Genomic DNA, 26,016 nt, shown 5'->3' with positions numbered 1-26,016 from the left:
ATCACTATGGAGGTTGTTGACCAGGGGGAGTCGGAATGTCTTTCTTCCGCTCGGGGATCACGTTTTGATTAAACCACACCTGCCAGGCCCGATCGTTTTGCAACTGCGGTTCGGCCATTCGCAGCCGTTCGAACGTTGCGCCGTCGTATTTGACTTCGATCGGCAACACACGCCACTCTTCCAACTTGAGAGGAGTCGGCGCGTCCGGGAGCGGAGGTGGTGGAGGAGTGCCGCCGCAGCCAGTCAGCAGAGCAGCCGAAAGCGACAGGAGCGAAATGAGCAGGAAAGTACGCATTGGAATCGAAAGTGTTTCGGGTGGAAGAAGTGCTCTTCTCCCATCGAAGTGGAGAAGAGCAGCGTTACTTGGCGGCAGGTTCAGCCGATCGCACTACGGCAGCTGCGAGATCTCACCGCCGTTGCGAGTCGACGAAGCTTTGTAGATCACATCGTCAATGCTGGTGTTGACGAAGCGCACCGAACCATCGCTGATTGCGAAGTTGGCGCCGGCAGGGTGTTGGCTGCGATAAGCACCATAAACGGTCGTAGTGTTATCGTGGCGGTTGAACTTGATGAAGGTCGAACCCCACGAATAGCCAATGTAACCGTAGGCCCACACGCCGCCGTACATCGCCGACGGCTGACCGCGGGGAGCGAAATCGGTTTCGCCGGCGAGCAGCGTATTGCTCGTGCCGTCGATGATGTCACGCAGCTTGGTTTCGAGCTTGTTGGGCGAAACGTCACCTCCCATGGTGGCAATGTCCTTGTAAGGAACAATCACGCCATCGTATTCGGGATCGGGCGAAACATAGTGGAACGATTGCACGTCAACCGAACCGCTGGAGAACAAATAGCTGCACGGACCGCGATTCTCCGACAACTGAGCGCTGGGCGGCGTCATCGTGGGGCAGGTGAAGGTGGGGATCTTCATCTGCTGCAATTGGGCATTGGTGTAGCCGTCGCCATCACTGTCGACGGTGCTGTTGCGCGGCAGCTTTGGATCCCACCGGCGGGCAATGGCGTCGCCTTCCATGAACGGCAGGATTTGAATGAAGCCGGTCACATAGGAATCAACACCTTCGCCGGCCAAGCGCGAACGCGTCGCGTATGGCAGCACTTGATAGGTGTCATGAAAATTGTGCGTGGCCAAAGCAATCTGCTTCAGCTTGTTGCTGCACGACATCCGGCGAGCTGCTTCGCGAGCAGCCTGAACTGCGGGCAACAAGAGAGCCACGAGCACGCCAATGATGGCGATGACGACGAGCAGTTCGACCAGCGTAAAAGCAGGGCGAGAAGGGCGAGAAATTCGATTCCGTGCGGACATGAAGAATCCTCCAATTTGCGGGGCCGGCTTCACTCGAAGCGCGGCGCGGTGCAGAAATGAACCGGCAGAGACAAGGCCGGTGGATGGAGGCACATCGCTGGCGAGTGGCGCAAGAACTTCGCAAACGAAGTAATTGGCCCGATGCTGGTTAGAGCCTGGCGGGTCGAATTTAGTTACGCGACCGCAACTTAATAAGACTGAGTCTCAATTGCGTTTTCGATTAGAGGGTCGCTTGTTGATTTCGTCAAGGTACTGCTGAGATTTTAAGCGGCTCTAGTTCCGCATGTCCGCGTACGCCTTCGCGGATTACTTCACATAAACGGGCAACAACAACCCGAAAGCAGGGATTCTTCGTGCCCGCAATATAATCCCGGCGGGTTTCCGCTTTGTCGAGCTTCCCGCGTTCTTGCATCCCGACCCGCCTCGCTCGATGATGACCCGCTCACCAACTTCCGCCGTTCGGAGTTTCGCCATGCTTTGCCGACGACTACTTACCTGCTGCATCGGCCTGCTTTTTGTCGGTTACTGCTTTACAGCTGTAGGCCAAGACGCGGCAACTCTTCACTCCACGCTGCGGTCGAATGCCAAAGGTGTGACGTACCCGCTTTTCAACGGCAAGAACTTGCAAGGCTGGAAGGCTCTCAAGTGCGAAGCCACCGTGGAGGATGGCAAGCTGGTGATCACGGGCGGCGATGGCTTGTTGCGTTCGGAAAGTCGCTACCGCAACTTCGTGCTCGATCTCGACTACAAGCCGCGCAAAGAAGCGATGTACGACAGTGGCATTTACTTTCGCTGCGAAGAGCCCGCGGCGGGCAAGGCGTCTCCTAGTCGCTATCAGGTCAATCTAAAGCAGGGGGACGAACTCAACCTGATCAAGTATCCGCAGGCACGCAGCACGGGACTCGTGAAGGCCGGCGATTGGAACCATGTGAAGCTGACCGTCATCGGCGACCGGGCTGCCTGCGAGATCAACGGCAAAGAAGCCTGGGCCACCGACGGCATCGAAGCCGAAGAGGGCTACCTCGGCATTCAGGTAGAGGTGCCCGCGGGTGGCCAATTTGAATTCAAGAATATCCAGGTCACGGAAGTCGGCTACGAAAGTCTGTTCAATGGCAAAGACTTAGCCGGCTGGCAAGGGGCAGGGGAGGAGGCCAGCGCTTGTTGGCAAGTGGAAGATGGCGTGCTGCTGTGCACGGGCAAAAAAGGCCCTTGGCTGCGGAGCAAACAGCAATACTCCGATTTCGATTTGCGACTCGAATATAAGATCCGTGCTGCAGGAAATTCAGGCGTCTACGTGCACGTTCCCGAAAACGGCAATCACCACGGCAAGGATGCAGGCGTGGAGATTCAGATCCTCGACGACTTCTCGCCGAAGTACAAAACACTGAAGGATTGGCAATACACGGGCAGCGTGTATGACTTCGCTCCCGCCAAAGAGCATGTCGGCCGTGAAGTGGGTGAGTGGAACTCGCTGCAGATTGAATGTTCGGCGCGACGTTACCGCATCACCCACAACGGCGTGCTGATCGTCGATGCAGGCGTAACAGAATTTCCCGGCTTGGCCGAACGGCTGAGCACCGGGTACCTCGGCTTGCAGAACCACAGCGAAGAGGTGTGGTTCCGCAACATCCGCATCAAGCCGCGGCGCGAGATGTGAGTTACTTGGCTTCGAGTTCTTCCCACCGCGAGTAGGCCGTCGTCAGCGAAGTTTCAAGCGCGGTCAACTTCGCTTGCTCCGCGGCGATCCTGTCACCGCCCTGCCGATAAAACTCCGGCGCCGCCATGACCGTGTGCAATTCCGCGATCTGCGCTTCGAGCGATTCAATCAGCGCGGGCAGCCCGTCGAGTTCCTTCTGCTCTTTGTAGCTGAGCTTTTTCTTCGCAGGCGCTACTGCGGCCGACTTCGTTTCTTGCACCACTTTCGGCGCTGCCTTCGCCGCTTCAGCAGCCAATCGAGTCGCACGCTGCCGTTGCCAATCATCGTAACCGCCGACGTATTCCTTCACGCCGCCATCTTCGAACACGATGCTGCTGCCGACGACATTGTTTAGAAATTCACGATCGTGGCTCACGAGCAAAACCGTCCCGTTGAATTCGACCAGTCGCTCCTCGAGCAGTTCCAGCGTCTCGGCGTCGAGATCATTCGTCGGTTCGTCGAGCACGATCACATTCGCCGGCTTCGTGAATAGCTTGGCCAGCAGCACACGATTGCGCTCACCGCCGGAAAGGAATTTTACGAGCGTGCGCGAGCGATCGGGGCTGAAGAGAAAATCCTGCAAGTAGCCGATGATGTGCCGGCTACCACCTTGAAAGCGAATTGTATCGTTGCCGTCGCCGACGGCTTCCTGCACGGTCTCGTCTTCGCGCAGCTGATTCCGCAACTGATCGAAATAGGCAATCTGCAGGTTCGTGCCAAGTCGCACGCTGCCCGATTGTGGCTGCAATTGGCCGAGCAGCACGCGAAGCAAGGTCGTCTTGCCAGCGCCGTTCGGACCGATCACGCCGATTTTGTCGCCCCGCATGATGGTCGTGGAGAAATCGCGAAAGACCGACTTGTCGCCATAGGAAAAGGTGACGTCCTCGGTGTCGCAGACCAGCGCGCCGCTCCGTTCGGATTCTTGAATGACGAGTTGCACCTTACCGGTCACTTCTTGCCGTTCGCTGCGAACCAACCGTAGTGCCTTCAGGGCCCGCACACGGCCTTCATTGCGAGTTCGCCGCGCCTTAATGCCCGTCCGAATCCAGACTTCTTCTTCAGCGAGTTTTTTATCAAACAGCGCGTTCTGTTTTTCCTCGGCCGCGAGCGCCAGTTCTTTGCGTTTCAAAAACGTGTCGTAATCGCACGTCCAGTCGAACAGCCGGCCTCGGTCGACTTCGAGAATGCGCGTGGCCAGCTTGCGGAGAAACATCCGATCGTGCGTTACGAAAATCAGCGTGGCATTCCAGCGGAGCAGAAACTCTTCGAGCCAGGTGATAGACGTCACGTCGAGGTGGTTCGTCGGTTCGTCGAGCAAGAGCAGATCGGGCTTGCTGGCCAATGCCCGCGCGAGCAACACGCGGCGTTTCAGCCCAGTCGAAAGAGTTAAAAACTCCGCTTTCGCCGGCAAATCCATTTCGGCGATCAGTTGTTCGATTCGCTGCTCGATTTGCCACGACGGCTCGTGATCGTCGCTCGTGTGCGACACGCCGCCAGCAATGACATCATGAACCAACCCACTAATTTCGGGCGGTACATCTTGCGGCAGGAGCGACATCTTCGAGCCGGGGGCGAACGTGACATCGCCCGCGTCGGGCTGCACTTCGCCGCTGATAATCCGCATGAACGTCGTTTTGCCGGCGCCATTTCGGCCGAGCAAACCGATCCGCTCGCCGGGGTCGATCTGGCACGACACGCCATCGAGCAGCAGGGGGCCGCGGAAACCAATCTTCAGATCTCGAACCGTAATCAGGGGCATAACGCGGCGGTGGAAATGGCCAAAAAGTCGGATTATACCGCGCGATCAGGTTGTAGCGGCTGGGGCTGGCGACTTCATTTGCTCGGCTACGGTTTATGACCTAGGCATTGTAGCCGGCAAAGCTGTGGCGAAATCGCAACGCGCGATTCGTTCACGCCGGTCCCGCCCCTTCCCTCCGCAAGCGAACCCGCCGATGATCGAACCTCAGGTAATCTGGCAGACCCTGGATTTTGTGAAGAGCGCCCTTTGGCGGCACCGCGTCGTCGCCGCGAGCGTCACAGTCCTCCTCTCGCTCGCCATCACGGCCGGCGTGTGGTTCATGCCCAAGTCGTATATTTCGGAAGCCAAGGTCTTCGTGCGTTTCGGCCGCGAAAATCAGCTCGATCCAACCGCTTCGAACGGCCAGTCGATTTCGATCAGCGAAACCCGCGAAAGCGAAATCAACTCGCTGCAGGAAATTCTTCGCAGCCGGGCGATGCTCGATCGGGTCGTCACGCTGCTTGGTCCGTCGTACATCCTTGACGGAACCGACCACGGCCCTGAAGTGCTAACCACTTCGGTTTCGTCGACCGCAACCAACGCCGGCATTCCTTCGCAGCTCCATCAATTGGCGGTGCGCAAACTGGAAAAGGACTTGGAAGTTGCCTCGCCGCGTAAGACCACGATCATCGACATTCGCGCTCGGGCCAAACGTCCTGAACTGGCTCAGCTAATTGTTTCCAAGTTGGTTGAAGTTTATCTCGATGAGCACGTCCGCGTTCACCGCACACCGGGCTCGTTCGAATTTTTCGAAAGCCAGACAACGGCCTTCCAATCGCAATGGCACGCGGCCGCGGATCAGTTGCAACTGTTCAAGACGAAGAACAAGATCGTGACTGTAGATGGCAAACGTACGCAACTGCAGGCCCTGATCAGCGATTTGGAACAACGACTGTTCGCCGCGGAATCGGAAGTGACTTCGTCCGAAGCCCGCATCATTTCGCTGAAGGAATCGATTCGCCTGTTGCCGGAATTCATCGCCTCGCAAAAAGTGAAGCAGCCTAGCGTGGCCATGGAAGGGATGAAGCAAACACTGTTTCAGCTGCAAGGCAAAGAGCAGGAATTGCTCGCCAAAATGACCGATGATCATCCGATGGTCCTCGCCGTGAAGCATCAAGTGGAAGACCTGCGTGAAATCCTCGAAGGCCAAGAAGTCGACAGCGTTGCTCAAACGCACGTCATCAATCCTGCGCGGCAGACGCTGGAACTCGACCTGCTGAAGGAACAATCGACGGTCGATTCGCTGCAAGGTCGCATCAAGTCGTTGCGTTCGCAACAAGCCGAGCACTACGTCGCGTTGGCGTCGCTCAACTCGGCCGAAGTGCGGCTGGCAAATTTGCAGCGCGACGTCGACCTGGCCGAAGTTCGCTACAAGAGCTATGCCGAGAAGCTCGAACAAGCCCGCATCAACCGCTCGCTCGACGAAGAGCGGATCAGCAGCTTGAGCATCGTGCAGCCGGCGTCGTATGCAACAAATCCGCAAGGGCCGCGGAAGTTGATGATCGTGGCGCTCGGCGCCTTCGTTGCTGTGGGAGCGGGCCTGATTCTGGCCTTGGGCCTGGCCTGGTTCAATCCAGTGCTGATCAACGCCGATTTGATTCAGCGGCAGTTGCAGTTGCCGGTGATGGGTGTGGTCGCTGTCAGGTAACGCGTGTGCGGTAATGGAGTCCTGGAGAAGATCGACACAACGTGCATAATCGATAGGAGCAGTTCGCCTACGGCGAACCGCTGTCGGATTAGTTGTGACCTATCTTTTACCGTGCCGATGTAGGTTTTTCCTACGGCCGTTCCTCGAGGTGCCGTGTGAGTGCTGTTCCCTCTATTGCGATGTCTGCCAACGACAGTTTTCGATCGTTCAATCCCGCGCCCATCGTGCCGGTGGAGCGAAAGCCCGCGCGCAAGGCGGACTTCAAAGAGCAAGCAGCCCGCGGGGTGGCCGTGGCGCTCAATGAAATCTGGGGGCCGTACAACCGCACTGCCTTTGGCATCTTGATGTATCACCGCGTGATCGATCCCATCCCTGGTCAGCCGCAGCCGACGTGGAACGTCTCGCCCGCGCAATTCGAAGAGCAACTCAGCGGCTTGCTGAAGCGCGGCTTCGATCCTTGGCCATTGCAGCGCGTGCTCGAGCATCACGAAAAAGGCTGGACCATTCCGCGCCGCGTCTTTGTCGTCACCTTCGACGACGGCTATCAGAACAACTTCACTCGCGCGCTGCCCATCCTGCAAAAACTTCGCGTGCCGGCGACGATTTTTCTCGCCACGCGTTATCTCGATTCAAACGAACCGTTTCCCAGCGACGATTGGTTGGCTTCCGGCACTGCAGGTGTTTCGCCCGAAGCCTGGCAACCGCTAACGACCGACGAATGCCATCAGCTGCTGCAGTCGGGCTTGATCGAGCTCGGCGCGCATACGCATTCGCACGACGACTATCGCGGCAAACCAGACTATCTGCGGACCGATTTGCAGCAGTGCTGTGCGGTCTTACGAGACAAGTTCAATATCGAGCGGCCGACGTTTGCGTTTCCCTATGGAACCAAACGCAACGGGTTTGCCGGCGCCGATCTCGTGGAAGCTGCTCGCCATTCCGATTTGCGTTGCAGCCTGACGACCGAAGCCGAACTGGTGACGACGACGACTGATCCCTTTGATTGGGGTCGTCTCGTCGCAGAAGACATCGATACGTCGACGACGCTCGCCGCGAAACTTGGCGGCTGGATCAGTATCGCGAAGAAACTCAAACACTTCCTGATGAGACAAAAACGTTAGCCGCGTTGCCCAACGCGCTCAACGCCACACGCATGAGCCCGACGAATATTCCAACCGCGACCACTCATGCCTCCACAGGACTTGTTGCGCGCATTTTCTCCTTGGGAAAAAAGCTCGCCACCAGTCGCTTATTGCACAGCAGCGGCCTGTCGATCATCGACCAAGCCCTCGTTAGCGGAACGAGTTTCGTCACCAGCGTCATCCTCGGCCGTTGCACGGGTCGCGAAGATCTCGGGCTCTACTATCTCGCGCTGAGTATCGTGCTGTTCGTTCGCGGATTGCAGGAACAACTCGTTTCTGCTCCTTACATGATCTACTGCGGTCGGCAGGTGAAGAGCGAACAATCTCGCTACGCAGCCAGCGCGCTGCTGCATCAATGCCTGCTATCGATCGTCGCCGTCATTGGTTTGGCCGTGGTTGCCTGGCTTGGCTGGGGACCGGCTGGAATTCGTAGTTCGCTACTGTTGCTCTTGTGTGCGGCGCCATTGCTATGGATGCGGGAATTCGTGCGGCAAATGTCGTTTGCTCATCTGGATGTACGGGCCGCGATTGTCACTGACTTCACCATCACGCTGACGCAGCTCGGTTCGCTCGCTTACCTCGCCTGGCTCGGTGAACTGAACGTGCTCTCGACGCTCGGCGTCATGGGCATTTGCTGCGGTCTGGCCAGTGTGGCGTGGCTCGCGAGCGGCCGGCAGAAATTCAACTTGCAATGGTCCGCGGCCTGGAATGACTGGTGCCGCAACTGGACTTTCAGCCGTTGGGCGCTCGCCAGCCATGTGCTCGCTTGTTCGTCGCCTTACATTCTGCCGTGGGTCGTGGCTGCCACGCATGGTGAACGCGAAACCGGCACACTCGGCGCTTGCGCGACACTCGTTGGTCTGTCGAACATGCTCCTCATCGGTCTGGCTAATTACTTAAGCCCCAAGGCTGCGCGGGCCTATGCCGAACATGGTATCGGCGAACTAAAACGAGTTCTCTGGCAAACGGCGACGATGTTCGTTGTCGGCCTTGGCTCGATTTCGGTTTTCGCCTTTCTCGCCGGTCATCATGTGGCCGCCGCGGTGTACGGGCCTGAGTTCATCGAAACTCGCTGGATCATCGGCATCTTGTCTCTCGCCGTTCTCGCCAACAGTCTCGGAGTAACGGCTGGCAATGGCTTGTGGGCTCTCGAACGGCCGAGCGCTAGCTTCTTTGCTGACATGTGTTCGATGTTCGTCGTGATCATTGCCACCGCCACATTGGTGCCAACTTTTGGGCCGATCGGCGCTGCGCTCGCTCAATTCACGGGCACCGCCAGCGATGCCGTCATTCGCGGCTTCACGTTGCGGCGGACTTTGGCGGAATTCACACCGAAACCGATCAGCGGGAGCAACGCATGAGTTCTCCCACGCTAACCCATTCGCAACTCGCAAACTTTCTGCCGGCCGATACTTGCCGAACGGAAGCATCGGCACTGATCGGCGGTTTTCCGCGGCATTTTTGGTATGCGGCGATCGCCCTCTTCCTCGGCGTGTTCTTCAGCGAGCACGACCTGTGGTATTCGACTTACGAAGACTTCGCTCACGGCGAAGCCAGCATCGTATCGAGCACCGGCGGTGGCAACATCATTCGCCGTTTGACATTTTTCTGGATGGGTGGCGTCGGCCTCACGCTTCTGTTCGTTGCGAACAAAATCGAGTGGAAGATCAAGCCGCTCCTCGCACTTACTTTCATAGCGCCGCTCGCTTGGGGCTGGATCAGTTTGCTCTGGTCGACCGAGAGCAGTCTCTGCATCCGCCGTTTGACCGTCCGCACTTGCTCTGCGCTGGCCTGCGTCGGCATCGGCCGTCTGTTCACGCTCAAACAGATTTGCTGGCTGGCCCTGTTTATTCTCGGTGGTTCCATCGGCATCGGCGTGCTCGCCGAACTTGGCCTCCGTCGTTTCCGACCGTGGTCGGGCGATTACCGCTTCAGCGGTACGCAGCATCCAAATCCCGAAGGCATGTATCTCGCCGCCTGTTGCTTCGCCGCGGTCTCGCTGGCTTGGGGCGAAAAGAAATATCGCGCGATTCTCATCGGCATCGCGCTCGCTGCGGTCATGCTGCTCGTGCTGACGAAGTCGCGCAGTGCAACGGCTGCTCTGGTCATTACGTTTGGCGCGGTTCTGCTGTTGCAAACGACCTTGCGGTTCAAACTGTTTGCTGGTTTGAGCGGCAGCTGGCTGATGGGAATTGTGGTGCTCGCGGTCTGGTTGCTCCAGATCGACGCGTTGCGCGAGTTGGGCGAGGCCGCATTGATGGGTCGTAAGGAAGCTTCCGACACGCTCAGCGGACGAAATTTCATTTGGCCACTGGCACAGCACTTCATCGACCAAAGGCCGTGGTTCGGTTATGGCTTTGAATCCTTTTGGACGGCCGATCACGTGCAGTACGTCGCCGACGAGCTACAGTTTCCTGTCATGGAAGCGCACAACGGCTATCTGGAGGTGCAACTCAGCACCGGTCGGATCGGCCTCGGTTTGCATTTGCTGGCCGTGTTTGCCGGCATTGCAGCTGCGGCTCGCGCGTTGTGGCAACGAGGCGACGCCAGCTGCGGATTGATCACTTCGGTGCTCATCTATTCGCTGCTGAGCGCGTGTTTCGAATCGACGATGTTTGGCCTGTTCTTCGTCACGCTGGTGGCGTGGGCAGGCGTCGCGCACCTCGCCTTTGGAGGCGCCGAAGAGGACGCGAGCAACCAACCAGCAACGCCGAAAGTATCCTGATGAACGTCGCGAACATCACCATCGTCGTCTGCACGTACAATCGCTCGTCGATGTTGCGCGATGCGCTCCGCAGCTTGTATGATCTGCGCACGGCCGGCGAATTCAGCTACGAAATTCTCGTCGTCGACAACAACTCTCCCGACGATACACCGGCGGTGATCGAGGAATGCCGGCGCGAATCGCGCGCCACTTTGCGCGGCGTGCGCGAAACAAAACCGGGCGTCGCCGCTGCTCGCAACCGCGGCGTGCGTGAAGCCCATGGCGAATGGATCGCCTTCTTCGACGACGATCAAATCGCCGATGCCGATTGGCTATATGAACTGCGCCGCGGCGTGCTCGAAAAAGATTGCCGCATCGTCGGTGGGGCAGTACACCTGCTGCTGCCGGAACACTGCGAACGCAATCTCGATCCGTTCTGCCGCATGCTTCTCGGCGAATCGAAATTGGCCGATGAGCCGATTCCGTACAACCACAAACTCAATCCCGGCGCCGGGAACTTGATGGTTGAAAAATCGATCTTCGACGAGGTCGGCCTGTTCAACGAAGCTCTCCGCCGTGGCGAAGACACCGATCTCTATCGCCGCACGCGCGCTGCTGGATTGGTTGCCTGGTATCTGCCGGCCGCGATCATTCATCACATGACGCCGAACGAGCGGTTGGAAGATTCCTATGTGCTGAAGCTCTCGCGCAACATGGGTGAACTGCTGGCCATTCATGAATGGAACACCCGCAGCACCATCGTCGCCGCAGCGACCTGGGTCGCCAAGGCAGGCCGTGCAGCCGGCATCTATTGGCCGCAGAAATTGCTGGCTAGTGTGCTGGGCCGCAGCGAAGCCGAACTCGGCGCGCGCTGCAAGCTGTCGCTCTCCACCGGACATTTCCTGCAAGGCTGGTCGCGGCTCACGCAATCGCTGGCGGCATTTCGTCAGCCTCGCAAAGCAGCGCTCGCCAGTCGTCCTCTCGCCTAGAAGTTGAGTACTGTTCCCTTGATGACATCGATTGAACTGAAATCCGATTTCGATGCCGCCCCCACTCGCGAGTCAGGCGTTCCCATGACGACTTCGACACGCGTGCGCGCGTTACCAGCCAAGCAACTCACCGCTGAGCTCGCGCAGCGCTGGCGAGATTTGCAGCGAGGCAATCCTGCGCTGCAAAGCCCCTATTTCACGCCGGAATTCACCCAAACCGTCGCCGCCGTGCGCGATGATGTCGAAGTCGCCGTCGTCGAAGAGCACGACGTGCCGCAGGCATTCTTGCCGTTTCAACGTGGTTCGATGGGAGCAGCACAGCCCGTCGCCGGACGCTTGTCCGATTTTCACAACTGGATTGCTTCGCCTGATTTTCAGATGGATCCGCAGCAATTGCTGAAGCAGTGCGGACTTCGTTCCTGGCGGTTCGATCACTTGCTCGCGGCCAGCGACTGTTTTCAGCCGTACATCTTCAAGTGCTCGCCGTCGCCGTATCTCGATCTGTCGCAGGGCTTCGCGCATTACGAAGCCGATCGTCGCGCGGCAAATTCCGAACTCGCCACCACCAAACGCAAGGTCGGCAAGTTGGCCCGCGAAGTGGGACCACTGCGACTCGATTGGGACTGCAAAGACGAGACAGCCTTGCGAACGCTCCAGCAATGGAAGGGCGAGCAGTACATTCGCACCGGCAACGTCGATCTGTTTTCTTTCGATTGGATCCGCAAGCTGTTCGACAACTTGCTTCAGCAGACTTCGCCCGAGCTAAACGGCAAGCTGACTTGTCTCTATGCCGGCGATCGCCTGGTGGCCGGTCACCTGGGCATGGCATCTCGCAACGTGCTCCACTGGTGGTTCCCGGCGTACGACCGCGAGATGGGCCGTTATTCACCGGGCCTCGCGCTACTGTACACGATGGCCCAGCAAGCCAATCAATTCGGCATCAACCGAATCGAACTCGGCAAAGGCGACGAAGAATACAAATTTCGCATCTCCACCGGCGTCGATCAGGTCGCTGAAGGATGCGTCGATGTGGTGCGCACGCGCTTGATGCTCCGCCGCGGTTGGCGTGCTGCCCGCGAGTGGGTTCGCAATTCGCCGCTCCGCGCCGGAGCTCGCATTCCTTATCGCCTGCTAAAGCGGGTGCGCGATTGGTTCAAGTTTCAGTAGAACTGTTTTGAGAACACCGATGACTGTTGAAAATCCTGCCGAAGCGAAGATCGCTGCTGTCGATGTGAAAGTGCTGCGTCCTGCGCAACTGACCACGACGGATTGGGCGTTGTGGAATACTTGGCAACAGGAAAACCCAGCGCTCTCGAGCCCGTACTTTCGACCCGAGTTCACGCAGGCTGTCAGCCGCGTGCGAGAAGACGTCGAAATCGCCGTGCTGCAGCGCGCCGGCCAGACAACGGGATTTTTGCCGTTCCAGCGCGGTCAGCTGAACATCGGCAAACCAGTCGGCGGCAAGTTGTGCGACTTCCACGGTTGCATTGGACCGGCGGATCTTCAATTCGATCCTCGCCAAGTGCTAGCCGGCGCTCGCCTCGCAACGTGGGACTTCGAACACGTGCCGGCCGCACAAACCAGCTTTGCTCCGTTTGCTGGCAAGCGCGATCAAGCTCCAGGCCTTGAGCTAAAGAATGGCTATGCCGGTTGGTGCGAGCAACGTCGCGAACAAGGTTCGCAAGTCGTCAGCAAAACGATGCAAAAAGTTCGCAAACTGGCCCGCGAACAGGGTGAACTGTCGCTGGAACTACAAAGCACTTCGGCCGAAGTGTTCGAAACATTGCTCGCTTGGAAATCGGCTCAATATCAGCTCACCGGCCTGGCCGATGTGTTCTCGTTTCCTTGGACTCGCTCGCTGATCGAACAGCTGCAAGCTCCGACTGGTGGCGAGTTCGGCGGCTGGATGTCGGTGCTGCGAGCAGGACAAAAGATCGTTGCCATTTGCTATTCGATTCGTAGCCGGCATGTGATGCACGCCTGGTTCACCGCCTACGATCGCGAGCTGTCCGCCTATTCGCCGGGCCTCGTGATGTTTTTGCAGATGACCGAAGCCTGGCCGCAGGTCGGCATCACGCGGTTCGAACTCGGCAAGGGAGACGAACGCTTCAAGTGGAACCTGGCTACCGACAGCCAAGAGCTAATGGAAGGAAGCGTCTCGCGACCGACGATGGCCACCTGGCTGCGTAGCGGTTGGCGGACGACGCGGGCCTGGCTCGACAAGTCGCCAGTCTCGGGCAAGTTGCTGCAACCGATCCGGCAGTGGCTGGCCTACAAGTAAACCCATCGCTGGCGAAGCGCGGAGGCTCCGATGTTCATCCTCAATCTGCTCCTGATCAGCACGGCCGTCGTGATCGCGATTCCCGCGGCGATGTTCTGCGGCGAAGTGCTGCTGGCCGTGGTCTGGGGAGAGCGAAAGCAGAAGTCGCCCGAGCAAACCACATCGCTGTCGTACGCAGTGCTGATTCCAGCGCACAACGAGCAAGCGGTGATCCAAAAAACGCTGCAGATTTTGCTGCCGACGATTTCGGCAGGTAACCGCGTGATCGTTGTCGCCGACAATTGCTCAGACAACACAGCTGAGATTGCGCAGCGGTGCGGCGCTACTGCCATCGAGAGAACCGACACTTCGCGCCGCGGCAAAGGTTTCGCGCTCGACTTCGGCATCAGCTACCTTGCTGATAATCCGCCGGATGTAGTGGTGTTTCTCGACGCTGATTGCCGGGTCGATGAGCAAACTGCGTCGACCCTGGCAGCGACGGCTCATCAATCGGGTTGTCCGGTGCAAGGCTTAAACCTGTGCGATCCCGATCCGCGCGGCGGCGTGCTGCAGATGATTTCCGGCCTAGCGTTTCGTTTCAAAAATCTAGTGCGTCCACTGGGACTCACACGCCTGGTCGGCATGACACATCTCACCGGCACGGGCATGGCATTGCCGTGGGCTCTCGTGAACCGGGCGCAGGTCGCCAGCAGCAACGTCGTCGAAGACATGCAGCTCGGCATCGATCTGGCCTTGAGCGGCTATCGCACAAAGTTCATTCCAGCAGCTCACGTCAACAGTCCGCTGCCACAACAACGCTCGGCGGCAACGACGCAGCGGACTCGCTGGGAGCATGGCCATCTCCGCACGCTGCTCACGCAAGTGCCAAAGCTCGCTCTACGCGCGTTCGCCACTCGACGACCGTTTCTGCTGATCCTCGCGCTCGACCTCGCCATTCCGCCGCTGTCGCTACTGGTGATGGGGAACGTGGCGTTCTGTTTACTCGCGCTCATCGCATGGCTATGCGGCAGCAGTGCAGTTCCTGCCATCATCGCTGGCAGCGCCCTGCTGTCGATCGCTGGCTGCGTGTTGCTTGGCTGGGCTGCTTATTGCCGCCAGCAGATTCCGCTGCGAGCGTTGCTCCTCGCGCCGCTGTATGCTCTGTGGAAAGTGCCGCTGTACGTAGCGTTTCTGTGGAAGCGACAACAGCAATGGGTTCGCACCGCGCGAGATGCGTCGTAGCTAGCACCCTGTGCGAAGATTTTCTGATCAGAAAACTTCTGCCGATTGGGAAAAGGATTCATCCTTTCCGTTTCAGCAGCCGAAAATAGGCTGCGTAACGGTTCATCTTTGCGCTGGGGGGCGCGCGATGTTCGGCTAGCACCTGCTGGCCACTTCACGGAAGCCCCCGCATGTTTGCGAACCTCAGCAAGCTCACGTCGGCCTGCACTCTTCTCGCGCTCGTCGCTTTCGCGGTCCCTGCGAATGCTCAGCAGCAGCGCGTGGCCGTCCGCAGCAATCCGAACATTCAGCGGCCCATGCCCGTGGCAGCCCGTTCGATCAGTCAGCCACCGACGGCCATGGCCCGCGTGGTGCGACAAGAAACACTTCCTCCTGGCGATCCCGCGCTGCGAACGCCGCCCGCCGCCATTCTGCAAGGCGATGGCGCAGCGGCACCCGCGAACATCAGCCCGTCGCTCAATAATCCGTCGGCCGGTCCGCCTGTGATGTACGACGACGGCATGATGTTCGACGAAGGGTACGGCGGCGGTTTCGATGGCGGCATGTATCCAAACATGTGGGCCCGGCCGATGATGCCGATGCTCGGTGGCATGAGCCTGTCGATCCGTGGCGAAGTTCTTTATTGGTGGACCAGCGCCATGAATACGCCGGTTCTTGCCACTTCATCGCCGGCCAATGTGGCCGTGGGTGAAGCCGGTGTGCTCGGCGAGCCTGGCACCAACGCGCTCCTCGGCACGCAGTTGAATGACAACGCTCGCGCCGGTGGTCGGTTCTTTGGCAACATGTGGTTCGATCCGATGCAGAACTGGGGCTTGGAAGCGAGCTACACCTTTCTGCCCGGCGACGACACAAATTTCTCGGTCAATAGCAATCAGCTGCCGGTTATCGCCCGGCCCTTCTTCAATGCCGAGACCGGCTTGAACGACGCTGAACTCGTAGCTTATCCGGGATTGCTCACTGGCAACCTGTCGATCAATGCCGAATCGTTCTTCAGCACCGGCGATCTCGCGGTGCGATGGAACGTGGGCCGCGACAACAATCGGCGCGTCGATCTGATGGCCGGTTATCGCTTCGCTTACCTGCGCGACAAAATCAACATTCGCGAGAAGCTCACCTCGATCAGCCAGCAGAGTGGAGTTGTTCCGGGAACGACCATCGTCGTGCATGACGACTTCGACGCCGCGAATTATTTCAACGGCGTGGAGATCGGCATCGCCGGTCAACGCGATACGTTCCTCGGCCTGGCAGATTTTTGGCTGAAGACTTCGCTCGGCAACACGCGGACGAAATCGAACATCAGCGGCAGCACGACCACCACGGCCAACGGCCAGACGGCCACGACGAATGACGGCTTCCTCGCGTTGCCGACGAACGAAGGACAACGGAAGCTCGACGAGTTCTCGACGCTTATCGAACTCGGCGGCAAGATCAACCGCGACTTTGGTCCCTGGCGAGCCTCGGTCGGCTACAGCGTGTTGCTGTGGAGTTCGGTTGGCCGCGGCGGCGACTTGATCGACCTCAACGTCAACACCTCGCAACTGCCGCCTGGCCCGCTGACCGGCGCCGGCGTGCCGAAGTTCCACGACCGCCAAACGAGCTTCTGGGCTCAAGGCGTGACGTTTGGCTTGGAACGAGCGTTCTAAGAATCGTTCGGCAAGTGCGGGCCTGATACCAATGGCGTCTGGCATCGCAAAGCCAAGCCCCAAAGGCCGTCGACTCAACGTCGATCTGAAGCCTTCTGCCCGCAATTCCTGAAAGCGAATCCTGACAAGATGTCGCTGCCGACATTGCGGGCTTTGAAAAGATCTTCGCGTTCAGTTTGCTTTGCCGCAAAAACCTGAACGCGCTAGTTAATCGCAAACGAATCCAAGGCTGCCTGCAGACGCTTGTCATTTGCATCTTCGACCGCCAGTTCCACACAATGCTTGGCTTCGTCTAGATTTTCGCACGAACCGAGAACGCTATCGACACGCCAGTAACACTGGCCCAGTAGATCGCGGACGGCGAAGCCTACGCGGAGAGAAGTGGCCCGGTCGATTAGTTCGACTCGGTCGGCGAAGTCAGACCGTTCCCAGCGGTAACGGCCTAGGATGTCAACCATGTCAGCCTCCTGATCTGGTTCTCTTAACATTGCAGTGCATCGTCCTCCAACTTGTCGATTCTCCACTGCCGCATTAGGTAGGAAATGGCGCACCTACTGGGAATAGCAATCCATGCCAAAGTTCAAGTCAGTGACAGAACTTGTCATTGTCTGTTTTGGCTAGTCTTTCAACTTCAGCGCCAATAGCCCTTCTTCCCAACTCGCTGAGTACAAGATCTTGTTGATGGGATCAAAACCCATCGTAAAAGGCACGGCTGAAAATTTCTGCTCATTTAATGCTTGCCATTTCAAACCATCTTTTTCGGATGACACAAAGAACGGTTGATTCTTGCTAGTGCTGGCGGTGTAGATCCGCTCGCCGTCACCGATGATGCCCATATACCAACTGTATGGCAGGCCAGTCTTGATTTGTTCCCAACTGCTGCCGTTGTCAGTGCTGCGGGCTGGATATTGATAGCCGCCGCTGTAGAGCGTGCCATCGGCTGCGCGATACAGTTGATTGCCGCCGTGGGTCATCGAAAACTTGTAGACGTTGCTCCAACTCTTGCCGCCATCGGTCGTCTTAAAGAAGCCTCCTTCCTGCGCGGTGAAGAGCCAAGTGTCGCGGTCGCCGATCTTCTTAGCGGGATCGAACAAAAAGAAAATGGCCATGCCATAGCCACCCTTGAGTGTCGACGGCGGGTCGTGGGCGACCCATGATTCGCCGCCATCATTGCTCTCAAGCACGCCGCAATTCTTCCCGGCCCAAGGAGAATGAAAGCTGACCAAGAGGTGTTTGAAATCGGTCGGGTCAACGGCGATCGAATACAAATCGCGCGTGCCGACAGGCTTCTCAGTCGCTTTCTTAAATCCCTCGGGCATCGTCCAAGTGTCGCCGCCATCGCGCGACGTCCAAAAGCCCAACGTCTTGCCGCGTACACCATCGACGCAATACAAGTGTTTGGAATCGCGAGGATTCACCGCGACGTGCAACGGCTCATCGAGATCACCACATTTCTGCCAAGTGCCGCCCGAATCGTTCGACTTGAAGAGGCCTCCCTTGGCCGCATCATACGCGCAAATGCAGACGTAAATCGTACGCGGATTTTGTGGGTCGACCGTCATCCCCTGGCAGAAAATATGATCTGCAAAACTTGTTTGCGCTGCCGGCGGCGTGATGTTCTTCCACACGCCCGGCGTCAAAGGCTCCGCGGCCAGCGAACCGGTAGCGGTGAAGAGTGTGAGGAGCAAACCGAAAAGAAACTGGTGGTGCGCGCGAAGTTTCATGGCAGGGCCTGGGGAGAGATCTTGGCGGGGAAAGACGATCTGCCAAGGATAGCAATCGGAATGGCGGCCTGCACTGAAAAAACAGCAGTGCGAGCTGGAAACTCGCCGTCAGCAGCCAGCTTCAAATACTCTAGTCCAAATCCAACTTGCGACGTCGGTAGTCGACTGTCAACTTGCGATCTTTCAAAAGCCCAATACCAAGCAAGGGCAATCGTCCTTCGTTTGCGACGACTTCTACAAGTTGTGTCTTTCCGAACCACTCCAAGGCGCACTCAAACGTTTCCAGAACGACCTTGGTGCCATCCGCCAACGTTGCTTCGACCGCCGCTGACTGTGCGTGCGAGCCCCAATTCCCGAATCATTTGGCGAGAAATCACCAGCTCGCCATCAAACGCCGTATCAATCCAAACGAGGAGTTCGCGAACGCCCTGATCTTTGTGCCGCACCTGCAATTTCAGAAGAGCGCGGCCCGCCTCATCTACTTCACCATTCACGTCGACAGCACTCCCAGATGGATCGCCGTTTCGTGGCCGACTCGCAACGCGAAAGAAATCCGATCAGGATGTGCCGTCCGCGCTGCTTGCACGGCCTGTGATAGTGTTGTGCCGACAAAATAATCACCCGAGGTTGGTTCGATTGCTACAAAAGCATTCGGGTGAGCGGCCTCGAGCTGCGCTCGCAAGCGGGTGTTGTAGATTTCCTTCGCGGCGTGCGTGACCGCGAGTGTTTGCTGCAAAACCATCTGCCCCTCCTCCTTGATCACGCTTCAGTACAACTACTTGCCTGCCGTGGCTTCGCGGGTCCGCTTATCAGCTTCTTCGGTCAGCTTGGCCGTCAGTTGCCGCAGTTCCAGATTGAGGGCGCGGTTCGAGGCGTAGAAGTTGCGGATGTCGTTGTTAGTCTTCGTCAGTTCGGCGAATAGGGCGCTGCCGTACTTCGCTACGCTGTCGCGCTCGTAGGTGACCTTGGCAAGATCTTCGTCGAGCATTCGCTTGTGCTCGGTTTCGAGTTCAATTTGCTCGTTGGCTTTGGCCGTGGTGGCGTCGAGCGTGGCAATGTCGCGGCGAATTTCGACCGTCAGCAGGTCGATTTCCAAACGGCGGCGCTGAATCGTGCGGAGCCGGGCCGAAAATTCGATCAGGCTGCGGCGGTAAACATTTTTGATGATCTTGGCGACATCGGCTGCGACCAACTCGTCGGCTTTTTCTTTGGGCAGGACTGCAATATCGCCTGGCTTGAATTCGGAAATATCCGACTCGCGGCGGCGCAACCGACCGGGCTGGGCGAGACCAGTGTTGTCGAAGGGGATTTGATCGGGAGCGTCGTTCGCCATATTAGCGTCGACCTCTTCCTTGTGAACCTTCGTGAATTCAACTTCCACCCACAGGTTGTCGGGTGGTGTGTTTTCGGGAGCAGTTTGGCCGTCCATCACATAGGTGTTGATGAGATCGGCGTAGGCCTGCTGATCGAGACCGGTATCGGCCTGCGGAATCAATTGCGACATGGCGGCGGCGTTGAGGCCGGCGAAGATTTCGTAAGTGTCGATCGGGCAAGTTTCGAACAGCATCCACGTTTGCTGGCCGTTGTTGACCTGTGAAAGCTGTTCAGGCGAGAGCTGCAGGGTAGGGGCCAGCGAAACGGTCGTCGGGGTGACGGCAGTCACCAGGAATTCGCCGAGATAAAAGTTGGGGACCTTGAAACCGCGCTGAGCGTCTTCCGCTTCCTGGAAGGCGTACACCACCATCTTCTCGACGATGTTGTGCCCGCTCACCGGAGCCGCTGGTGGTTCCGGCATGGGCATTGGCATCGGCATGGGTTGGGCCGCAGGATCAGCCGGCATTGGCGCTGCAGGATCGGCAGGCATCGGCATGGGTGCCATGGGCGGTGGCGGCGGAGGCGCGGCAATCTGCATGGTCAAGGTGATGGCGCCACCAGCAACTTGCCCAGGAACGCAGCCACGCCAAACACGGCCGCGGTCCATGATCATGCGGGTCAGCTGTTCCTTAACGGCATAGACCGAATCTTTCTCATTCTTAATGTCGTTTTCTTCACCACGCTGCAGCAACTTGACTCGAGCCGCATTTTCCTTGACGGCGGCATCTAGCTTATCGTGCAGCGTCATCCAGGCAGCGCGCGTCTTCATCACCATGGCAGCGTAGACCCAGAACGTGGGTACCATCGCGAAGACGAAGAACAGGATCGTGACGTGCAGCCAGCGCCAAGTCTTGGTGTTCATGTAGGTAATGAACCCAAAAAACAGGACCAGCACGACGCCGACGACCTGAAAAACAATCGCGTTATCAGACATTGAATTCGCCTGCGGAAAAGAACGGGCTGAATGGAGCCCGCCCGGCGGACGGAAAAGCCATAGGTCGATAATAAATGGGGTAGTTTGGGGTGTCAAGTTTTGCGGTCTGCGACTGCCATGACGCAAACCGAATCCCCGCCGCATCTTACGGCCGTACAGCCCGCAACTTCTGCCGCTGCAACCGGCACTTCTGGCGCATTCGTTCAAGTCTGAACGGTTTATTCCCGAATCTTTGTCCTGGGAAAACGTTCTGCCCGGAAATGTTTCGTTTCGAATCGTTGGTGGGCGAAACCGTTTTTTCTTTAATCGTTCAGGACTGAACGACCGGGAGACGGCATGGCTGCCAGAGACAATTCGCCTGACTGCATAGTTGCAGCAATGGACGCAGGTCGTCACGCTCCGCGCGTTGCGACTACCGAGCACAACGTGGGCGAAAGCGCCGCACTCCAGGCCTGGCTACAGTTGGTCCTGCAAGTGGGCGCAACGGCTCGCACGGTCCGCCGCCAACTCGCCGGACAAATCGCCTCGAGCGAACTGAGCGAGCAGGAATTTCTCGTTCTCTGGCTGTGCGACGACGCAGGTGTCGCGCATCGCGGGCAAGGCGAACTGGCCGAAGCGGTCGGAGTTTCTCCCGCGCAGATGAGCGGCCTGGTCGAACGACTCCGCACTCGCGATCTGCTGAAGTTTGAACGCTGCGGCAACGATCGCCGCCGTCAGGTCTGGCAGCTGACGAGCGCCGGCGAATCGCTGCTCGCCGATGTCTGCCAATTACTCGCCAGCCCCGGTGGCAAGTTGCACGGCAGCCTGAACACCGCCGAACTCGAGCAACTCCGCCAACTGCTCGATCAATGGTTGCCCACCGCTCAGAGCACGCCTGACCAAGGAGGCCCTTCGTCATGCGCCGCCTAACTTTTGTTGTGTTGATTGCAATGCTGTTTGCCGCGACGGGCTGTCATCGCTCGTATTATCGCCGGCAAGCCGACAATGAAGCCTATGACTTGATTCGCCAGAAGGGTGACCATCCGCACTGGGCTTTGCCGAACATCAGCATCTCGCCTGATCCGCGTTCGCGTCTATTCGATCCGAGTTGCCCTGACTGTCCGCCGCTGCCACCAGACGATCCGTATGCGCACGAACTGATGCATTGCGTCGATCACAAGCGCGGTTATCCCGGCTGGCACGACAACGGCGAAACTCCCTACGTCGAGAATCCGGCCTGGCCTGAGTATCTCGAGTTCACGCCCGAAGGTGTGATGAAGGTGCGCGCCGACGATGCAGTGCGGCTCGGGTTGCTTCACTCGCGTGCTTATCAGCAAGAGCTCGAAGAACTGTATCTTTCGGCGCTAGACGTTAGTTTCGAACGCTTCCTCTTCGATTCGCAATACTTCGCTGGCTATTCAGGACAATACACGGCCGATGGTCGGTTGCGCAACGATCCCGCGCGGCTGCTCAACGCCGGCGGCAATTCGCGCAGCGATTTTCTGCTCGCTACTTCGTCGAATGGTCCTCGGCCGATCGCGGTGCGCAAGGCATTTACAACCGGCAGCACGCTGGTCGTGGGCCTGGCAAACTCCCTGATGTGGCAGTTTTCGGGACCAGACGATTACCGCGGCAATACGCTTATCGACTTCGCCTTGGTGCAACCGCTCTTGCGCAATGCAGGCCGAGATCGCATCATGGAACGCTTGACGGTGGCCGAGCGCTCGCTGCTCTACAACGTCCGTTCGATGGAACAATACCGCCAGGGCTTCTACGTGCAGGTGATGACTGGCCGCGATCCAGGTCAGGGCCCGCAACGTCGCGGTGGTGTGTTCGGCGGCTCTGGTTTTGAAGGCTTCACCGGTGTCGGCGGCGGCGGCTTCGGCCGCGTGAGCACCACTGGTGCGACGACTGTACAGGCCGGCGGTGGCGGCCAAGGCGCCGGTGCCGGCGCGGTTGGCGGTTACCTGGGATTGCTGCAAACTCAGCAAAACATTCGCAACCAAGAAGACAACGTCAAACGCCTCCGCAACAACCTGTATCGCTTGGAAGAATTTCTCGACGAGCTCAAGACGCGTTCCGGCGAAGTGGGCCTCGTCAACAACATCCTTCGGCAGGATTTGCAAGTCGCCCAGGCTCGCCAGGCGCTCTTCAATTCGGAAAGCCGGTTGATCAACTCGCGCAATGACTATCAGGCGACCTTGGATAACTTCAAAGGAACTTTGGGGTTGCCGCCGACGATTTGCATGGAAGTGAACGACAACACGCTCGATCAGTTTCAGCTGATTGATCGGGCCACGTTGCAAGAACAAGACACGATCGAGAACCTTGTGGAGGAGTTCAGCACGGTTCGTTCCAAGATCACGGCTCACATCGAAAGTCGTCCCGCGCCCGATCCGAACGACGCAACGCGGACGATCGTCGTGAACACTCTGAACTGGTACCCCGAACTGCCGGATCATCTGCGTGAGCTGCAGCAAACACTCAAACCGGTGCGTGAAGTGCGCGAACGGCTGCTGACCGATTACTTGCCGCGAACCGCCACCGATCTGGCCGCGTTTCAGACTTCACTGAAGCATCGCCGCGAATGGCTCACCAAGCTCAAGAAGACCATCGAAGAACTGCGGGCTGAGGGTTGTGCGATTCTGCCGATTCCCACGCTCAACGAAGAAATCTTTCGGCTGCAACGGCTTGAGGATTCGCGCCGCGAAGTGATGGTGCAATTTGAATCGCTCAAGAATAAAGTTCAAAATGATTATCTCGCTCACCTCGACGAACGAGACTCGCGCCTAAAAAATCTGCTCGAAACGGGCGAAACACTCAAGCCCGATCAGCTCTTCGCCTCGCTGTACCACGGCATTTTGTATCCCAAGCAAGGCGAACAGCAGCCGATGCGAGCCGTGCCGGCCGGCGAAGACGTCACCGACATCCTCGTTGTGCTGCCAGCCGACATTCTGGCGCTACAATTGGTGCAGGCCCGAGCCCGCGCCGAGGGAATCGAGCTGACGCCGATCGACCTCAAGTGGGAGCAAGCCGTGGAAGTCGCCCGCAAGTATCGCCGCGACTGGATGAACGCTCGTGCCGGCCTCGTCGATGCCTGGCGACTTATCGAGTTCAACGCCGACAACCTCGAAGGCTCGCTCGACGTCTTCTTCAGCGGCGACGTGCAAAACGTCACTGACAATCCGTTCCGCCTGCGCAGCGCCACCGGCCGGTTGCGACTTGGCATCGCCTTCGACGCGCCGTTGACGCGGTTGTCGGAACGCAACGTCTACCGCCAGGCCCTGATCGAATATCAACAGGCTCGCCGCAATTACTACAACTTCGAAGACACCGTCGCTCGCGGTTTGCGAACCACGATGCGAACCGTTCTTACGAATCAGATTAACTTCGAACTGCAGCGCCTCGCCGTGCTCGAAGCAGCCCGGCAGATCGATCGTAACGAAGACATTCGCATCGATCAGGAATTGACGAACCAGGCCTCGGGGGCCACTGCGGCCCGCGACTCGGTCTCGGCGTTGTCGGACTTGCTCGATGCTCAGAACAACTTCATGAGCGTGTGGGTCAACTACGAAGCTCTCCGCCGTTCACTCGATTTCGATCTCGGCACGTTGCAACTCGATAGCGAAGGGCTGTGGATGGATCCGGGCGCCATCAAAGAAGACTACGGCACTTACGATCCGTGGCTGTGGCGTTGCCCCGAACAACCGCAGGCTTGCTACGACGGCGCGACCGAGATTCCGGTAGCTCCCTATCCGCAATTTGAATCGCAAAACGGCGAGTTCATGGGCGAGCCGTATCTCGTGCCAAATGAACAGATCCCAACACCGTCCCCTCAGCCCGCGAAAGCGGCTCCGCATCACGCCACGCCGAAAAACGACGCGCCACAGTTGCCAACACCGCAGCCGACTCCCGCACCGCGGTCAGTTCGGCCGAAGGCGGAGCCTCAACCCGTTCCGCAGGAAACCAAAGTCATCGATCCGGCCACGCCGCTGCCGGTCATCGGTCCACAGCTTGATCCTGCAGCTTATTACTCAGATAAGTCGCCGGCCACGCCCGCTTCGTTCAATATCGAAGGGATGCAGCGGCCTGTGAAGTCGCTGCGGAAGTAATCGTCAGGCAGGCATCACGCGAGAATTCCCTTGACCACGTGCCCATGCACGTTGGTCAGGCGACGCTGAATGCCGTTGTGATAAATCGTCAGCCGCTCGTGATCAATGCCGAGCAGATGCAACACCGTCGCGTGAAAATCATGCCAGGCGACGGGATTCTCGACGGCCTTCCAACCGATGTCGTCCGTCGCGCCGTAAGCCATGCCCGGTTTTAGTCCCGCGCCGGCGGCCCAGATCGAAAAGCCGTACTGGTTGTGATCGCGACCTTTGCCTAGCACACCTGCATCGGCCTGCGCGAACGGCGTGCGGCCAAATTCGGTGGTGAAGAGGAGCAGCGTATCGTCGAACAATCCACGCTGCCGCAGATCCTTGACCAGCGCGGCCACCGGTTGGTCGATGCGGACCGCTTCTTGGGTGTGATTAGCCTTGGTGTCTTCATGGCCATCCCAGTTGATGCGTGGATTGCCAAACGAGCCGCCCGAAAACAGTTGCACAAACCGCACGCCTTGTTCGATGAGCCGCCGGGCCAGCAAGCAACTCCGGCCGAAGTCGCGTGTCTCTTCGCGATCAAATCCGTAATCCGTTTTCGTCGCGGCCGTCTCCTGCGAAAGATCTGTCACGCGCGGCACGGCGAGTTGCATCTTCGCGGCGAGTTCATAGGCCCGCATCCGCGCGAGCAGTTCATCGCTATTGCCTCGGCGGTCGCGGTCGGTCTTATTTAGAAAGCTATGTAGCTCGCGACTGTCGCGCTCGAGTTCATCCGCAAACTCGCGAGCGGGGAACAAGTCGTTGATGACGGCTCCTTTGCTTTGAAACATTACCCCTTGATGCTGCGCCGGCAAAAAGCCTTGCGACCAATTGCTGGTGCCGCCGGCCGGCAGGCCGCGAGCATCGGGGAGCACGACGTACGTCGGCAACTCATCGGTTTCGCAGCCGAGGCCATACGACAGCCACGAACCGAGTGTGGGAAAACCATTCAACCGAAACCCGCTGTTCTCGTGCAGCGTGGCCGGCGTGTGACTCGACGACTCGGCGACCATCGAGCGAATGACCGTCAGCTCATCGGCGACACCGGCGATGTTCGGCAGTAAATCGGAAACCCACAAGCCGTTCTTGCCGCGCTGCTGAAACTCAAAATCGTTCTGCCGCAGCAAGCCGACCTTGCCGAAGAAAACATCGGGTTTCTCGCTGCCGCCGAGCGGCTGGCCGTGGCGCTTCGCGAGTTCTGGTTTGTAGTCGAACGTATCGAGCTGGCTAAAAGCGCCGCAGCAGCAGATATGAATAACCCGCTTGGCCTTGGCCGGATGATGTGGCGGCGGATCGTTGGCCTGGCCGGGAATCTTTTCCGCCCGCGCGGTCCGCTCGTTCATCAGCAGCGACGTGAGCGCAGTCGCGCCGATGCCTTGAGCGGCAAACGACAAAAAATCGCGGCGGTTAGTGGTCATAGCAC

20 protein-coding genes are annotated in these 26,016 nt (G+C 58.4%); 12 read left to right on the top strand and 8 right to left on the bottom strand.

Going from position 1 to position 26,016, the window contains the following annotated elements:
• Positions 1–4: 4 nt before the first annotated feature.
• Complete coding sequence (locus tag M9Q49_RS04270) at positions 5–295, bottom strand: hypothetical protein (protein ID WP_254507416.1); 291 nt, start codon at positions 293–295, stop codon at positions 5–7.
• 93 nt (positions 296–388) lie between these two features.
• Entirely contained in the window at positions 389–1,321 is a 933-nt protein-coding gene (locus M9Q49_RS04265; protein ID WP_254507415.1) for a DUF1559 family PulG-like putative transporter, read from the bottom strand.
• Between the two features lie 472 nt (positions 1,322–1,793).
• Here M9Q49_RS04265 and M9Q49_RS04260 point away from each other — a divergent pair, with 472 nt between their 5' ends.
• Positions 1,794–2,978, top strand: a complete 1,185-nt coding sequence (locus M9Q49_RS04260) for a 3-keto-disaccharide hydrolase (RefSeq protein ID WP_254507414.1) — start codon at positions 1,794–1,796, stop codon at positions 2,976–2,978.
• Between the two features lies 1 nt (position 2,979).
• On the opposite strand, the gene M9Q49_RS04255 is transcribed toward M9Q49_RS04260, so the two are convergent.
• Positions 2,980–4,776, bottom strand: coding sequence for an ATP-binding cassette domain-containing protein (locus M9Q49_RS04255; RefSeq protein ID WP_390843316.1), 1,797 nt, complete (start codon positions 4,774–4,776; stop codon positions 2,980–2,982).
• Positions 4,777–4,969: 193 nt separating this feature from the next.
• Between M9Q49_RS04255 and M9Q49_RS04250 the strand changes: the two genes are divergently transcribed.
• The 9 genes from M9Q49_RS04250 to M9Q49_RS04210 all read left to right on the top strand — a co-directional run bounded on the left by M9Q49_RS04250 (position 4,970) and on the right by M9Q49_RS04210 (position 16,443).
• Positions 4,970–6,463, top strand: coding sequence for a GumC family protein (locus M9Q49_RS04250; protein ID WP_254507413.1), 1,494 nt, complete (start codon positions 4,970–4,972; stop codon positions 6,461–6,463).
• Between the two features lie 179 nt (positions 6,464–6,642).
• On the top strand, positions 6,643–7,584 hold the full coding sequence (locus M9Q49_RS04245) for a polysaccharide deacetylase family protein (RefSeq protein ID WP_254507412.1): 942 nt from the start codon (positions 6,643–6,645) through the stop codon (positions 7,582–7,584).
• A gap of 32 nt (positions 7,585–7,616) precedes the next feature.
• The gene (locus M9Q49_RS04240; RefSeq protein ID WP_254507411.1) at positions 7,617–8,966 is read left to right on the top strand and encodes a lipopolysaccharide biosynthesis protein; all 1,350 of its coding nucleotides are present in this window, start codon (positions 7,617–7,619) and stop codon (positions 8,964–8,966) included.
• Complete coding sequence (locus tag M9Q49_RS04235; protein ID WP_254507410.1) at positions 8,963–10,330, top strand: O-antigen ligase family protein; 1,368 nt, start codon at positions 8,963–8,965, stop codon at positions 10,328–10,330. The genes M9Q49_RS04240 and M9Q49_RS04235 overlap by 4 nt, the downstream gene beginning before the upstream one ends.
• On the top strand, positions 10,330–11,298 hold the full coding sequence (locus tag M9Q49_RS04230; RefSeq protein WP_254507409.1) for a glycosyltransferase: 969 nt from the start codon (positions 10,330–10,332) through the stop codon (positions 11,296–11,298). Before M9Q49_RS04235 ends, M9Q49_RS04230 begins: the two co-directional genes overlap by 1 nt.
• An 84-nt stretch (positions 11,299–11,382) precedes the next feature.
• Positions 11,383–12,465 carry a GNAT family N-acetyltransferase gene (locus tag M9Q49_RS04225; protein WP_254507408.1) on the top strand — a complete coding sequence of 361 codons (1,083 nt, stop codon included), beginning with the start codon at positions 11,383–11,385 and terminating at the stop codon, positions 12,463–12,465.
• 19 nt (positions 12,466–12,484) lie between these two features.
• Positions 12,485–13,579, top strand: coding sequence for a GNAT family N-acetyltransferase (locus M9Q49_RS04220; RefSeq protein ID WP_254507407.1), 1,095 nt, complete (start codon positions 12,485–12,487; stop codon positions 13,577–13,579).
• A 30-nt stretch (positions 13,580–13,609) separates the two neighbouring features.
• On the top strand, positions 13,610–14,800 hold the full coding sequence (locus tag M9Q49_RS04215; RefSeq protein WP_254507406.1) for a glycosyltransferase family 2 protein: 1,191 nt from the start codon (positions 13,610–13,612) through the stop codon (positions 14,798–14,800).
• Between the two features lie 170 nt (positions 14,801–14,970).
• Positions 14,971–16,443: a BBP7 family outer membrane beta-barrel protein gene (locus tag M9Q49_RS04210; protein ID WP_254507405.1), complete on the top strand. Its 1,473-nt coding sequence runs from the start codon at positions 14,971–14,973 to the stop codon at positions 16,441–16,443.
• 203 nt (positions 16,444–16,646) lie between these two features.
• On the opposite strand, the gene M9Q49_RS04205 is transcribed toward M9Q49_RS04210, so the two are convergent.
• The 4 genes from M9Q49_RS04205 to M9Q49_RS04190 form a co-directional block, all read right to left on the bottom strand.
• The gene (locus tag M9Q49_RS04205; RefSeq protein ID WP_254507404.1) at positions 16,647–16,901 is read right to left on the bottom strand and encodes a hypothetical protein; all 255 of its coding nucleotides are present in this window, start codon (positions 16,899–16,901) and stop codon (positions 16,647–16,649) included.
• A 159-nt stretch (positions 16,902–17,060) separates the two neighbouring features.
• Positions 17,061–18,167 (bottom strand): WD40/YVTN/BNR-like repeat-containing protein, encoded by a 1,107-nt coding sequence (locus M9Q49_RS04200; protein ID WP_254507403.1) that lies wholly within the window; start codon positions 18,165–18,167, stop codon positions 17,061–17,063.
• Between the two features lie 490 nt (positions 18,168–18,657).
• Positions 18,658–18,909: a hypothetical protein gene (locus M9Q49_RS04195; RefSeq protein WP_254507402.1), complete on the bottom strand. Its 252-nt coding sequence runs from the start codon at positions 18,907–18,909 to the stop codon at positions 18,658–18,660.
• Positions 18,910–18,942: 33 nt separating this feature from the next.
• Positions 18,943–20,475, bottom strand: coding sequence for a hypothetical protein (locus tag M9Q49_RS04190; protein ID WP_254507401.1), 1,533 nt, complete (start codon positions 20,473–20,475; stop codon positions 18,943–18,945).
• A 378-nt stretch (positions 20,476–20,853) separates the two neighbouring features.
• On the opposite strand from M9Q49_RS04190, the gene M9Q49_RS04185 reads away from it, so the two are divergent.
• Positions 20,854–21,384 carry a MarR family winged helix-turn-helix transcriptional regulator gene (locus M9Q49_RS04185; protein WP_254507400.1) on the top strand — a complete coding sequence of 177 codons (531 nt, stop codon included), beginning with the start codon at positions 20,854–20,856 and terminating at the stop codon, positions 21,382–21,384.
• Complete coding sequence (locus M9Q49_RS04180; protein WP_254507399.1) at positions 21,372–24,566, top strand: hypothetical protein; 3,195 nt, start codon at positions 21,372–21,374, stop codon at positions 24,564–24,566. The genes M9Q49_RS04185 and M9Q49_RS04180 overlap by 13 nt, the downstream gene beginning before the upstream one ends.
• Positions 24,567–24,580: 14 nt before the next feature.
• On the opposite strand, the gene M9Q49_RS04175 is transcribed toward M9Q49_RS04180, so the two are convergent.
• Positions 24,581–26,011: a DUF1501 domain-containing protein gene (locus M9Q49_RS04175; protein WP_254507398.1), complete on the bottom strand. Its 1,431-nt coding sequence runs from the start codon at positions 26,009–26,011 to the stop codon at positions 24,581–24,583.
• Positions 26,012–26,016: the final 5 nt, after the last annotated feature.

The organism is Anatilimnocola floriformis (genome assembly GCF_024256385.1).
GTDB lineage: Bacteria > Planctomycetota > Planctomycetia > Pirellulales > Pirellulaceae > Anatilimnocola > Anatilimnocola floriformis.
Note: the sequence above shows the minus strand (reverse complement) of the source record. Positions and strands in the feature narration are given on the sequence as shown.

Bases quoted from the DNA above. Each gene is read 5' to 3' on its own strand.
- M9Q49_RS04270 (WP_254507416.1), bottom strand. From the start codon at position 295: ATGCGTACTTTCCTGCTCATTTCGCTCCTGTCGCTTTCGGCTGCTCTG.
- M9Q49_RS04265 (WP_254507415.1), bottom strand. From the start codon at position 1,321: ATGTCCGCACGGAATCGAATTTCTCGCCCTTCTCGCCCTGCTTTTACG.
- M9Q49_RS04260 (WP_254507414.1), top strand. From the start codon at position 1,794: ATGCTTTGCCGACGACTACTTACCTGCTGCATCGGCCTGCTTTTTGTC.
- M9Q49_RS04255 (WP_390843316.1), bottom strand. From the start codon at position 4,776: ATGCCCCTGATTACGGTTCGAGATCTGAAGATTGGTTTCCGCGGCCCC.
- M9Q49_RS04250 (WP_254507413.1), top strand. From the start codon at position 4,970: ATGATCGAACCTCAGGTAATCTGGCAGACCCTGGATTTTGTGAAGAGC.
- M9Q49_RS04245 (WP_254507412.1), top strand. From the start codon at position 6,643: ATGTCTGCCAACGACAGTTTTCGATCGTTCAATCCCGCGCCCATCGTG.
- M9Q49_RS04240 (WP_254507411.1), top strand. From the start codon at position 7,617: ATGAGCCCGACGAATATTCCAACCGCGACCACTCATGCCTCCACAGGA.
- M9Q49_RS04235 (WP_254507410.1), top strand. From the start codon at position 8,963: ATGAGTTCTCCCACGCTAACCCATTCGCAACTCGCAAACTTTCTGCCG.
- M9Q49_RS04230 (WP_254507409.1), top strand. From the start codon at position 10,330: ATGAACGTCGCGAACATCACCATCGTCGTCTGCACGTACAATCGCTCG.
- M9Q49_RS04225 (WP_254507408.1), top strand. From the start codon at position 11,383: ATGACGACTTCGACACGCGTGCGCGCGTTACCAGCCAAGCAACTCACC.
- M9Q49_RS04220 (WP_254507407.1), top strand. From the start codon at position 12,485: ATGACTGTTGAAAATCCTGCCGAAGCGAAGATCGCTGCTGTCGATGTG.
- M9Q49_RS04215 (WP_254507406.1), top strand. From the start codon at position 13,610: ATGTTCATCCTCAATCTGCTCCTGATCAGCACGGCCGTCGTGATCGCG.
- M9Q49_RS04210 (WP_254507405.1), top strand. From the start codon at position 14,971: ATGTTTGCGAACCTCAGCAAGCTCACGTCGGCCTGCACTCTTCTCGCG.
- M9Q49_RS04205 (WP_254507404.1), bottom strand. From the start codon at position 16,901: ATGGTTGACATCCTAGGCCGTTACCGCTGGGAACGGTCTGACTTCGCC.
- M9Q49_RS04200 (WP_254507403.1), bottom strand. From the start codon at position 18,167: ATGAAACTTCGCGCGCACCACCAGTTTCTTTTCGGTTTGCTCCTCACA.
- M9Q49_RS04195 (WP_254507402.1), bottom strand. From the start codon at position 18,909: ATGGTTTTGCAGCAAACACTCGCGGTCACGCACGCCGCGAAGGAAATC.
- M9Q49_RS04190 (WP_254507401.1), bottom strand. From the start codon at position 20,475: ATGTCTGATAACGCGATTGTTTTTCAGGTCGTCGGCGTCGTGCTGGTC.
- M9Q49_RS04185 (WP_254507400.1), top strand. From the start codon at position 20,854: ATGGACGCAGGTCGTCACGCTCCGCGCGTTGCGACTACCGAGCACAAC.
- M9Q49_RS04180 (WP_254507399.1), top strand. From the start codon at position 21,372: ATGCGCCGCCTAACTTTTGTTGTGTTGATTGCAATGCTGTTTGCCGCG.
- M9Q49_RS04175 (WP_254507398.1), bottom strand. From the start codon at position 26,011: ATGACCACTAACCGCCGCGATTTTTTGTCGTTTGCCGCTCAAGGCATC.